Annotated in this window: 10 protein-coding genes; 3 read left to right on the forward strand and 7 right to left on the reverse strand. The window is 39.3% G+C overall.

Annotated features, from left to right (window positions below; genetic code table 11):
- Positions 1 to 64 precede the first annotated feature (64 nt).
- The 7 genes from ACJZU6_RS16465 to ACJZU6_RS16495 form a co-directional block, all read right to left on the reverse strand.
- Positions 65 to 1,729 (reverse strand): ABC transporter substrate-binding protein, encoded by a 1,665-nt coding sequence (locus ACJZU6_RS16465; protein ID WP_408901425.1) that lies wholly within the window; start codon positions 1,727 to 1,729, stop codon positions 65 to 67.
- Positions 1,730 to 1,884: 155 nt separating this feature from the next.
- On the reverse strand, positions 1,885 to 4,347 hold the full coding sequence (locus ACJZU6_RS16470) for a glycoside hydrolase family 2 protein (RefSeq protein WP_408901426.1): 2,463 nt from the start codon (positions 4,345 to 4,347) through the stop codon (positions 1,885 to 1,887).
- 243 nt (positions 4,348 to 4,590) lie between these two features.
- Positions 4,591 to 5,013, reverse strand: a complete 423-nt coding sequence (locus ACJZU6_RS16475; RefSeq protein ID WP_408901427.1) for a hypothetical protein — start codon at positions 5,011 to 5,013, stop codon at positions 4,591 to 4,593.
- Between the two features lie 99 nt (positions 5,014 to 5,112).
- On the reverse strand, positions 5,113 to 5,955 hold the full coding sequence (locus ACJZU6_RS16480) for a helix-turn-helix transcriptional regulator (protein ID WP_080156462.1): 843 nt from the start codon (positions 5,953 to 5,955) through the stop codon (positions 5,113 to 5,115).
- A 279-nt stretch (positions 5,956 to 6,234) separates the two neighbouring features.
- Entirely contained in the window at positions 6,235 to 6,549 is a 315-nt protein-coding gene (locus ACJZU6_RS16485; RefSeq protein ID WP_080156461.1) for a PTS fructose-like transporter subunit IIB, read from the reverse strand.
- A 60-nt stretch (positions 6,550 to 6,609) separates the two neighbouring features.
- Positions 6,610 to 7,668: a PTS fructose transporter subunit EIIC gene (locus ACJZU6_RS16490; protein WP_080156460.1), complete on the reverse strand. Its 1,059-nt coding sequence runs from the start codon at positions 7,666 to 7,668 to the stop codon at positions 6,610 to 6,612.
- Between the two features lie 326 nt (positions 7,669 to 7,994).
- Entirely contained in the window at positions 7,995 to 8,774 is a 780-nt protein-coding gene (locus tag ACJZU6_RS16495) for a helix-turn-helix domain-containing protein (protein ID WP_080156459.1), read from the reverse strand.
- Positions 8,775 to 9,096: 322 nt separating this feature from the next.
- Here ACJZU6_RS16495 and ACJZU6_RS16500 point away from each other — a divergent pair, with 322 nt between their 5' ends.
- From ACJZU6_RS16500 to ACJZU6_RS16510, 3 genes are all read left to right on the forward strand, one after another.
- A complete protein-coding gene (locus ACJZU6_RS16500) occupies positions 9,097 to 10,986 on the forward strand; it encodes an acyltransferase family protein (protein WP_408901428.1) in 1,890 nt (629 codons plus the stop codon).
- Between the two features lie 95 nt (positions 10,987 to 11,081).
- Positions 11,082 to 11,642, forward strand: a complete 561-nt coding sequence (locus ACJZU6_RS16505; RefSeq protein ID WP_408901429.1) for an exonuclease domain-containing protein — start codon at positions 11,082 to 11,084, stop codon at positions 11,640 to 11,642.
- Positions 11,643 to 11,866: 224 nt separating this feature from the next.
- A complete protein-coding gene (locus tag ACJZU6_RS16510) occupies positions 11,867 to 12,757 on the forward strand; it encodes a DMT family transporter (protein ID WP_408901430.1) in 891 nt (296 codons plus the stop codon).
- Positions 12,758 to 12,806 lie beyond the last annotated feature (49 nt).

Below are 12,806 nucleotides of genomic sequence, written 5' to 3' on the forward strand. Positions count from 1 at the left end.
TATATTTGGGCTGATATCACAGCGAAATAAATACCGTTATCAAAAGATAACGGTATGGTTGGTATTACGCTTTTGGTTTTAAATCTAATACGTGTAATAAACGCTCAGGAACGCCCGCCCATGCTAAAGGACGACCTTTAGGGTTGTCTGTGCTCCACCAACCGGTATAACGACTTTCATTAAATTGGTACACATCAACGCCAGACATGACTGGAATCGTGATTTGGTTTTCGGCAATAATTTTTTGAATCTTATGGGCGATAACCATTTGCTCATCCTGATTCGCAGTTTTGTAGAAATTATCCAGTAACTGGTCTAAATCAGCATTTTTAAAGAAGTGCATTGCAAAACGTGGCATGCTCGCACCTTCTTGATAACGAGAATGATAGGCGCTGTTCCAGTAACGATAAGGGTCGGCACCGTTAAAATAGTTAGTGTAAGCCATATCATAAGTACCATTGGTCATGGCTTGGTTATAGACCGCAAAATCAGAGGTTTTGGCTTTGACATCAACGCCTGCCATTTGTAACTGCTCAACCCCAAGTTGTACGGTGTTGTTGAAATCAGTCCAGCCGGTTGGAGATTGAATTGCAATTTCTATCTTTTTACCTGTAGGCGTTTCTACATAACCGTCACCATCAATATCTTTAAAGCCTGCTTTTGCTAATAATGCTTTGGCGTTATCAATGTTGTAAGTGTTAAAGCCTTTGTATTGGTTGTAAATATCTTTATCAGCCCAGAATTCTAAGCCTTTACCTAAGCCTGATGCGTAGTCATTAACGATGCCGTTGCCATAAAAAGCGACATCAATGATTTTTTGGCGATCAATAGCCATTGATAACGCGCGACGGAAATCAAGGTTATTGATCGCTTCATTATTACCTGGGTGCGGCGTTTTAAAATTCATCATAAAAGCTTGGGTACTTGCTGCAGGATACCAGTATTTATGGTTTGGATTTCGAGCGGCATACAGTGCATCAACATCAGGAATAAAGGCACTGGTCCAGTCAAGTTCTGACTTAATGATTTTATTTAATAGCTGATCGTTATTGGCAATTTGCGGTACGCGTAAACAATCGACTTCTAGGTTATCGTTATCCCAATAATTAGGGTTACGGCATTGCACATAAAGCTGTGGTGTAAAGGTATCGATTTTAGTAAATGGGCCTGAACCTACTGGGTTTTCATTAGTAAATAATTCAGGTTTTTCAATGTCTTTCCAAATGTGCTTTGGCACAATAGGGATCGAAGCAATTTCAAATGGAAGATTAGAATTGGCTTCAGTTAATTCAAAAATAACCTTGTTATCTTGCTGATGGATGCTTTTTATCCAGCGATCCATGCTTTTCGGATCAAGCTCAGGTTTATCATGAATAAGTTGGAATGAATACACTACATCATCAGCGGTAAATGGCGTTCCATCTGACCATTTTACGCCGTCGCGAATTTCAAATGTGACTTGCATCAAATCGTCAGACATATAGTAGTTTTTCGCTAACCGCATTACCGGTTTATTGCCGTGCATTTGGTTAAAAACAACTAAAGGCTCATAAATAAAATCGGTTGTGGTACGTAAATTTGTCGCTAAGTACGGATTAAAGTTACGGATCATGGTGGGATAAAAATCAGCCACAATCGTTAATTGATTTTTTTCAGCAGCAAAAGAGTTTGAAGCACACAATGTCGCTAGTGTTATTAGCGCTAAAGTATGGGCTTTATTTCTGATCATGAAAATTCCTTATTATAAATGTGAGAAGATAAATTCCGTATAAACATGATGAAAATAGATAGTATTTATTAATAAATAACAGTCGTAACAAGATACACATATAAAAATATGCGTATCTGTTGCTGTTATTTATATTATTGTGAAAGCTTTATAAACTAATAGGTTCCTCGAAGGTGATATAAGGTTAAATGCTGTTTTAATGTATTAAGATCACAATCACCAATATAATAAAGGCGATGTTTCGTGCCTGTAATATGACTTGGTAATAAAGTAAAACTGCTATCACTAAAACGACCTTGGCATTCAAGTTGTGGTTCAACAAATAATGCCGGGCAGTCAGTGTCGAGTTCTAGCCAAATAGTATCGTTGTCTTGATGCCATTCTGTGTTAATGATTGGATTTTGTAGTTGTGCGTGTTTAAACAAGCATGGGTAATACGTATTTTCAGTCACACTGCCATCAGCGCAGGTTAAGCTTACATGGTAAAACACTTGTTTAGTTTCAGTGGCGGTTAAGATGTCTTCTGTTTGCCATACAATGTCACTGCTGTCGGTAGCTAATTGGGTGTCTAGCTGCCATGTGGCAAGGACATTCCCTTGCCAATCTGCCTTGATCACTGTTCCGCTAATTGGCATTGGTTGATGATGATCATTAACCACATGCAGTGTTAGAGGTTGTTGCGGCTGTTGAATAAATGTCGCCATCACAGGGGCAAAGAAACGTTTTGCGTGGTGATGGAGTTGTTTCCAACGCCCAGTATATTCAATGCTTGACCATGAACTCACCGGCCAGCAGTCATTGAGTTGCCAATAGAGAATACCGCGGCAATGTTGTTTATGGGCGCGCCAAAACTCAGTCGCTGTTTTAATGGCGATTGCTTGTTGTACTTGGCTTAAATACAACATGTTGGCAAAACCAACGGGAAAGCGGAAATAGCGAGTAAACATTTCGGTCATAATGCTATTACCACGACCGTTCTTTTGGTGTTGTTCAAATGTCGGCGAGGTGACATTCCAATCTTCACTGTCGGCGAAGGTTTTTACCGTTGGCAAAGATGGCCATGATTGATAACCAAATTCCGAACAAAAACGTGGTTTAACACTGTGGTAGGCATCGAACGATTTACCTGAATGCCATACATCCCAGAAATGCATATCGCCACGGTTATCGTCATGCCATGCATCGCCAAAATCGAGTTCGCCATTACACGGTGAGCTTGCCCAAAAACGACGGCTAGGATCGTACTGTTCAACTACTTGTTGCAGCATGCGGTTTAAACGGTCGTAATTCACTACGTATTTTTCACGATTGTGTTTAGATTCGTCATACCAACCAATCGCGCCAATGACTTCGTTATCACCACACCATAATGCCAGTGAAGGGTGATCTGCTAGGCGTTTTACTTGGTCAACAATTTCTAATTCAACATCAGCTAAAAACTCTGGGGTTGATGGATACAAGGCGCAAGCAAACATCAGATCTTGCCACACTAATAATCCGAGTTCGTCGCATAACTCATAAAAAATATCATGCTCATACATGCCACCGCCCCACACACGGATCATATTCATGTTAGCGGCAACTGCATCTTCTAATAGTTGACGATAACGTGCAGGAGTTTGACGGCTAGGTAGGGCATCGAGTGGAATCCAATTGGCACCTTTGGCAGTGATCGCATTGCCATTAACCACAAATGTCATTGCACTACCAATAGCATCGGTTTGTGTATCTAATGTGAGTTCACGTAGTCCAAGTTTTTTGGTGATGGTGTGATTATTAAGCGTAACCGTTAATGGGTACAATGGTTGCTCGCCATAACCTGCAGGCCACCAGCGCTGTGGATCTTTTACGATAATAGTGGTGGTAACGGTTTGAATGCCATTTTTTATATTATCTATAGCGATAGTGTGTACTTGCTTATCAAAGTTAATTTCAAGTGCTTGCTCCGCGCCGTCCTTCAGTACTTCGCAATCAACGTTAACTGTGACTTCACAATCGCCATTGGGTAGCCATGCTTGTTGGGTTCTAACATGGTGTAAGCGAGTGTCATAAACAGGGGTGAGTGTTAGCGAGTTATATACCCCTGTTGATAATAAACAAATGCCCCAATCCCAGCCAGCATGACATTGGGTTTTACGCAGAGTATTCATGTGTGGAATTTGATTATTACCGACCGCCCATGGCACGGGGAAAGGTAGTTTTTCTGCACGTCGTTGTGCTTCACTATCATTACGCGCTAATGCAATACTGATGTGATTTACACCCTGTTGTAGGTAGGGCAGAACATTAACCTGATAAAGACGGAACATGTTGCTACAGGTTAATACCTGAGTACCGTTAATGCTAACGATAGCCATGGTATCAACAAACGATAAATTCAAATCGATGGCGGTTGCAGTTAGTTGCTCGGTTGTGAGTGTGAAGTCTGTTGTTAGTTGCCACTCACTTTCACCGACCCATTGAATTAATTCTTCATTACAACCGAAATAAGGTTGTGGCAGTAAATCCGCTTGAATGAGCGCTGAGTGTACATCGCCAGGCAGTGAGCATGGAATAGAAATATGTGAATGCTGTGGGGAAGTGAGTAGCCACTGACCATCTAATGAAATATGCGACACGTGAGACTCCTGTCAACTGCGCGAATAAAGTAAGAGTGTATTACGCTCGTTAAAAAATTAGCAGTGGACAAAAGGCGTTGTAACTGGACTTATGTACCCAATTGATGGATATGTGACCGTGTTAAATACTCTGTGATAGGTTGAGGATATAGTTGGCGGGGATGATTTGTCATTATGTTTGATGAACAAATGACATCGAGATTTATTGATTTCAATGTCATTTGTTTTAAGTGGCTATAAACTTTAATTCAAAGTGATTTTTAGCGTGTAGTTTTGGCTTGAGTTACGTTCACTGATGGCGTGATATTCACCGATACTAAGATGATATTGACCAGTAAAAGGTAAAGTATAAGTATCGCGCTGATTAGGGTTAGTTGAAATAGCTGAAATGTCGACCGCTTGTTTCATCTGTGGATGCTTAATTGTCACCCATAATTTCGCGCTATCAGTTGTTACTAAGGTAGTGATTTTCTGGCCTTGATGACCATAGAAACTGAAGTCATTAGTAACATCGTTATTAACGACGCCAGAATATTGATAGCTATGGATCTGCTGAGAAAATGGAATTGATAATGGTGATTCCATGGCCGATGTTGTATTAGCAAAAGCAGAGAAGCTAATGTTACATGCGCAAAGAACGATCAAGGCTTGCAGTGATTTTTTCATTGATGTAATAAACCATTAAAGCGGATAATTTTATGCTTATTCGCTTTAATAGAAATAGGCAAATATAGAATATAAATATTCAGTTGTTTGCCTTATTTTTTAATGCACTCGGTATTCTGTTGGTGTCTTGCCTGTTTTACGTTTAAAAACACGACAAAAGTAATTGGAATCATGATAACCACACCGATTTGCCACCTCTTCTAAACGGAAGTTGTAGCGTTTTAGCATGAATTTAGCCCGTTCTAAACGTACCCAAGCGATATAATCGGCAAACCGCATATGGCCTTCTTGGCGAAATAAGCGCGAGAGGTGATTGGGTGAGATATTAAACCTTTCAGCAACCGTATTACGGTTAATATTACGGTGAAAATTTTCTTGGACGTAAATACAGATGCCTTTAAATAAATCTTGGCTACGACGGGTACAGTCAGCCGTTGGCATTTCAAGCATGTCTTTGCAATAACACAGCAAAGCTATTAATAGAAATTTATCAGCAGGTTGTTTTTTCTTTTCATGGGTTAAGCTTGATAAGGCATTGAGAATATGATCGATAGCATGGCTACTGCGTTGCGGTACGCTGTATTTTTGCACATCATAAAATCCGTCTTCATTTTCTCGCTTACTGACCAAGCTAAAGCCAAGTTGACTCTTGCCAAACAATAAACTTAATACTGAGCACTCGTGTTGCCAATCTGGTTTATTCCATGCATTGGCAGGAATGAATAATGCTTCGCCAACGCCAAGAGTGATATCTGCTACATTTGATTGTTGATTATCAAAGGTATTGGCATAACGGCCTTTAAATACCAGTTCAAGTCGTGGAAAGTTAACTTGATAACTTGATTCTAGCGGTGGTAACGAGTCACCAGCAAACCAAATGTTATTTAAAGATTCAAAATCAGAAATGGCACTATCAAGCAAATCAATAAAAATATTATGCATGTCTTGCGTCTACTTATTGTTATTCAGTATGGACGTGGACTGATGAATGACTAAAGACCACTAAAAAAGCACTATATGTATGAATATGAGTATTATCAGTTAGCTGGTGGTTGATTGCGATATAATGCTCTTGAATTTGTTATCTTGATGCCAGTTTATTTTGATGATGAGGCTGTTTTAGCTGTTATATAAAAAGCCACCTTAAATAACGTGATCTAAGGTGGCTTTATTTGAGGGGTAAATCATAAGGCACACATTTAATTGTGCCTTATCGCATGATTAAGCTTGAGCTAAATGCGCTTCAATTTTATCCATGATTTGTGGTGCTTTCTTTACTGCATCAGCCACGCCTACACGGACAATTTTCTTACCTGCGAAACGCTCTTCGTTTTTAATGGCGATATCTTTAGTCAGAATAATAATATCAGCGTCAGCGACTTCACTCATGGTGATTTCGTTTTCGATACCGATAGAGCCTTGTGTTTCAACTTTAACATCCCAGCCTTTTGCTTTTGCGGCAACTTCTAGTGCTTCAGCAGCCATGTATGTATGTGCAACACCAGATGGGCAAGAAGTGATAGCTAATAATTTCATGTGAATCTCCAAATTTGTTATTTAATGCGATTAACGCGTTGATAAATGAATGCGATGTTATTAATCAAAACTTAGGTCTAGGTCATCAGATGCAGCAGCTTGTGCTTTATCTTCTTCACGGTCTGCAATTGGCTTTTTAAGGAAGTTAACCATGAGTGCCGTCGTTACAGAGCCCGCAATGATAGCCACGATATAGAAGATACGACCATCAACAACCGGAAGAACAATCAGACCACCCCAAGGAGCGTGGTTTAGGACACCGAACAAGAATGCAGTAACGTTACCAACGATACCACCGACAACGATTGACGGGATTACACGTACTGGGTCAGCAGCAGCGAACGGGATTGCACCTTCAGTGATACCGATACAGCCCATGATGCCAGCCGCTTTGCCTGCTTCGCGCTCTTCATCAGAGTAACGCTTAGGTGATAATAGAGTTGCAAGGAACATACCTAGTGGTGGTACACAGATAGCAACACCCACACCACCCATTAACCATGGTTGAGTACCAACTTGTGTTTGAGCAAATAGAGTAGCAACTTTGTTGATTGGACCACCCATATCAAAGGCTGTCATACCACCAAGAATGGCACCTAAGAAAGCTTTAGAGGTGCCAGCCATGCCTTGTAGCCAAGTGTTCATGCCTTCCATTGCCATTGCAATCGGAGCACCGATAACCCAGATAACTAGACCTGAAACAATGAACGTACCACCGATAGGAAGAATGAAATAGGTTGAGATGGCTTTTAGTTTGTTAGATAGCGGAATACGTTTTAGTTGTAGTACGACGTAACCTGCAATGAAACCAACAATGATTGCCCCGATGAAACCGGCGTTAACTTGGTTTGCAAGGTAAGCACCAATCATACCTGGAGCAAGTGCTGGACGGTCAGCGATAGAGTAAGCAATGTAGCCACCTAGCACTGGTACGAATAATGTGAAACCTGCGATACCCATGTCCCAAAGGCCTTCAAGGAAAACACCTTGAGGTACAGCACCTTTACCACCTAGCATTACTGATAAGGCAAGTAATACACCACCCGCAACAACGAAAGGTAGCATGTGACTAGTACCAGTTAAGAGGTGCCGCTTTAATTGCGATAATTGGTTTTTCATAAGAATAACTCCATTTCGTTATGACGATGTTGGCCACGGATAAGGACAAGAACATAACAGGTTTAAGATGGCAGTAAGCCGTTTTGTTGGAGCTATTATGGGTGGCAGAAGCTATTCTCGATATGGGATAAAGCGCGCATTTACTGGACATTTGTAACCAGCCAAATGAGATGTGATTTAACTCTCAGGTTGAAGGTCAAGATAAGGAGATCTAGCGCACAGAACAGGCGCTGATAGTGTTTATTTTTGGTTGCAGTAACAAGAAAAGCGCTTTATGCAGGGAATTATAGGGGACTTAAGTGCTATAAGCGTTTGATGAAGGTGGATTAATCTAACCGTAATCGATATTGATCTGGCGTGGCACCTGCATATTTTTTAAATAAGGTAATAAAGGGGGAGGCTTGGTGATAGCCTAATGTTAACGCCGTTTCGTTGACTGACATGCCTTGGCGCAGTAAATGTAATGCATAGATAAATTTACGTCGCTGTCGCCATTCAGTAAAACTGATGCCTAATTTATTTTTATAATGACGTGCCAATGTACGCTCTGTGGTATGTAACTGTTGTGCCCACTGGGTGAGTGATAAATTATTGGTTGGGTTATGCTCTAACTCAATAAGGATCGGTTGTAATAGTTTATCTTCGCTGGTGGGCAGAAATTGGTCGTGTTCTTTACACAATAGCACCTGATCAAATAATACTGTGATTAAGCGTTTATCTTGCTCGGTTGTTGCAACCATAATCTGACGTTGGCGCAGATCTTCAATAATAGCGGTTATTACATCAGTGACTTCAAGTAAGCATGGATAAGCCGGAAGTTGATCGGATAACGGTGAACACACATTCATTGAACAATAATTAAGGCTACGACGAATGTAACTTTTATGTTCAATCATAGCTGGTATCCACAATGCATAACGAGGCGGTGCTAAAAAACGATTATTGTGAGTACTCAGTTCAATAATACCATTAGTAACAAGATGTAGTTGACCCCAGTAATGACTATGGTAGAGGGTACTGGTGTCAGGTTCAAAAACTTCATGAACAAAAAATATATCATCAGGTGGATTATTATTGTCAATAATTGGGTTATAAATAATGGTCATTATGAATCCAAATGATGTTATTAAGTATTAAGTATATCAGCCACTAAGAGAGAGAAGAAAGAAACAATTTGAGATAAGTAATTGCTTTTATGATGCGGTTTATTTCTTAGTTATATCAATATCCCTCCTAAAGAGCATAACCCATGAGCACCTTTAGTGCTGATGTTATATTTTATACATATGCATGTTGTTTGTTTGAGCTTTAAATATTGTTAGTAATTGTCAAATTTGTTGTTTTTATGACATTAAAATTAAGGTTATCGTTTATTTTCTTGTTCTTCATTTTTCAGCGTCATCAATATGTTAGCTGTATAGGAATATTATGAAATTTAGAGCCGATATTAATGGCTTACGTGCCCTTGCAGTTATTGCGGTAGTGCTTTATCACTTCAATCCACCATGGATCCGCATTCCCGGTGGTTTTGCTGGGGTTGATGTGTTTTTTGTTATTTCTGGTTTTCTAATGACCAGTATTATCTTTCGAGGGATAGATAATAACAAATTTTCTATTATTCAATTTTATATTGCACGTGCGAATCGTATCATTCCACCATTAATGGTGGTGTGCAGCGTTTTATTAATATTAGGTTGGTTTTACTTAACCCCTGTAGATTATCGAATATTGGGTAAGCACATTGCAGGCAGTAGTGGCTTTATCTCCAATATTTTTTATTTTAAAGAGTCTGGATATTTTGATGCAACATCTCATGAAAAATGGTTATTGCATACCTGGTCGCTTTCTGTTGAATGGCAATTTTATATTATTTATCCAATTTTATTGGTTATTCTAAAAAAAATATTAAATTTCAATAGCATAAAAAGAGTATTGTTAATTGTTACGGGCTGTGGCTTTTTATTTAATGTGTATGTGAGCTACCAAAACCCAACGTATTCTTATTTTTTATTGCCAGCGCGTGGTTGGGAGATGCTATTAGGCGGTTTAGCCTATTTATATCCGATTCAGCTCAATGAAAAGAATCAGAAGTATTGCCAGTGGTTAGGCGTCATGCTGATTATTGCTGCTTATAGTACGATGAGCGAAAAAGACATGTGGCCGGGGTACTTGTCTTTGATGCCTGTTGAAGGTGCCTTTCTTATTATTGTGGCTAATTATCAAGGTGGTTTCTTTAATAACGCTATTTTTCAGCGCCTAGGTACATGGTCATATTCAATCTATTTATGGCATTGGCCAATTGTTGTGGTGGGCTATTATTTATCAATACCTTTTTTTGAATTTATAGGGATACCTGTATCAATAGTCTTGGGTTATTTGAGTTATACCTATATTGAAAATCGCAAAGTAGCGCTTAAATCGCCATCATTATTACGTCAGTTAACCATGAGTAAACCTTTATGGCTAATTGTTATTGTGGGGGGAGCTGCTGCGATAGTATTTAAAAATAATGGTTTTGCTGTTGATAGATTTCCAGTTAGTGTAAATAACATCGTAAAAGATATTAAATCGACGCCTAATCGAGTGAATTGTCATATTTATGATTATCAAGATCCAACTAAAGCATGTGAGTATTATGGGCATGATATTAACTGGGCTGTGCTTGGCGATAGCCATGCGATCAGTATTAGTTATGCGTTAGCCCAACGTTTAAAAGCAACAGATCAAGGTGTTAAACATTTTAGTTTCGCAGGGTGTATTCCTTCTTATGGAAAAGGTAATGATTTTAGCCCTTGCTCTCGTTGGTATAATGAAGCGGCTGACTATATTTTACAAAATAAGCAGATCCAAAATGTGGTTTTGATTCATCGTTATTCAGCGGGTTTATATGGTGAAAATGGAGGAATATACCCTCGGTTATCACATAAAAAAATGTCGGAATATGCAGGAATATTAACATCGTTTGATGCGTTAGTATTGAAATTAGCTAAAACCAAAAAAAATGTGTACGTGATAAAACCTAAGCCTGAAATGGGGCGTAGTATTAGTAAATTATTTTATGAAAATTATTGGGTTAGTAATACGGTTAATGATGTAAAATCTGTTTCCCTTGCATATTATCAGCAGCGAAATAAGGATATTTTACGGCATTTCCAGCAGGCTCACTATCCAAGCAATGTGCATTTTATTGATCCTACAAAAGAATTTTGTGATGATCGTAATTGTTATGCGATTCAAGACTCACAACCGTTATACTATGATGCTCATCATGCGACGCAGCAAGGGGCTGATAAAATTGTATCGCAGATAGTGATGTAATATTGAAGATAATAATCTGGGGTTCAAGGATGAACCTGAAGTGACAAAATGGTATTATCTGCGCCCGTTTTACCCCGTAACTCTTGGATAGCTTAATGAATTTTGATCGTATTGTCTGTTTTGACCTCGAAATGTGTTGTTGGAATGATGGCCGCACATCGCGTACTGGTGAAATCATCGAAATTGGGGTGGCGGAACTGGATCTAAATACGGGCCGTATTGTGCGACGAGCACAGCATTATGTAAAACCTGAACATGATGAAGTTTCACCATTTTGCACCGAATTAACTGGGATTAAACCTGAGCTAATTGAAAAAAATGGTAAGCCATTAGCGACTATTTTACGTTCGATTGAACAAAAATTTGGTGGTCGGCATAAGATTTATGGTGCTTGGGGTCATGATGACCGTATTTTAAAGAAAGAGTGCGCTGCAAAAGAATTGAAAGAGCCTTTTCGTGAGTATTTAAATTTAGCAACATTATTTAAATTACAACGTCATGTTACCAATAAGCGTTTAGGGCAACGTGCTGCAATGGAGATTGCCGGTGTGGCTTGGGAAGGACGTCAACATTCAGGCTATGTTGATGCTTACAATCTTGCGCGATTAGCAGCAACTATGTTCTGTGAAAAAGAGTCATTGCCGAGTGATAAATAATCAGTCGCTAACTCACATATAGTCTTCAATTTAAAACCCTAAGCATATTACTTGTGACAACAGAGTAAGGTGGTTAGGGTTTTATCATTTTCATTAATAAATGTCCGACTAAGCATTTTCTATGTCTGGTTGCGAATATATATTTCTTATAGGAAGTGACAAAATAGCGTTGTTCTCTATTTCAATGTCTCTCTTTGAAATAACTGTTTTATCTAAGGCTGAAGATGTTCTATTTATTACCTTTTTTTACTGTGGCGATTTGGGCCGGAAATGCGATTGTCAACAAAATGGCATTTAGTGTTATCGATCCCGGTGCTATATCGTTTTATCGTTGGTTTTTTGCTTTAGTTGCGCTGACCCCTTTTTTAGCTAAGTCTGTTTGGCGTGAACGAGCTATTATTAAACCGTATTTAAGCAAGTTAGCTTTTTTAGCTTTACTTGGTATGGTATTGAATCAGTCGTTAGGGTATTTTGCTGCTGCAACGACGAGTGCGACAAATATTGCATTAATTATTTCACTCGTCCCATTAGTGAGTATGTTTTTAAGTGTGCCATTACTTGGCCAACGTTTATCACCATTTGCGCTTATTGGTGCCGTGTTATCACTGAGTGGGTTGGTTTTGATGTTAAGCCATGGTCATATTACTAATTTGATCAGTCAGGGAATTAAGCAAGGTGATGGACTAATGTTGCTTGCAGCGGTGGTGTACGCGTTATATTGCGTGTTACTAAAACGCTGGAAAATGCCGATTTCAAACTGGCACTCAGTGTATGTTCAATGCCTGTTTGCAGTGATGATGCTAACTCCTTTGTTATTGAGCAGCCATCGTATGGCTATTACAGCAAGCGCTGCGCCTTTAATTTTGTATGCGGCATTATTGGCATCAGTATTGGCGCCTTGGTTGTGGATGCAAAGTATCGAGCGTTTAGGGGCAGATAGAACCGCAATGTTCATGAACTTATTACCTATCATGGCGGCAGGTATTGCGAGCGTCATGTTAGGAGAGCAACTACATAGCTATCATTATATCGGTGGCATTATGGTGTTATCAGGTGTGGCAATGGCACAAAAACGCGCTAAAATAAAAAAATCTGTCGAAGCGGTTACGGCATAATTACAAACAATTGCATCTCAAATATATAAATAAAAATGCCGCAGTGAAT

Origin of the sequence: Photobacterium piscicola (genome assembly GCF_046058925.1) — a bacterium.
In the GTDB taxonomy this organism is placed as follows: Bacteria; Pseudomonadota; Gammaproteobacteria; order Enterobacterales; family Vibrionaceae; genus Photobacterium; species Photobacterium piscicola.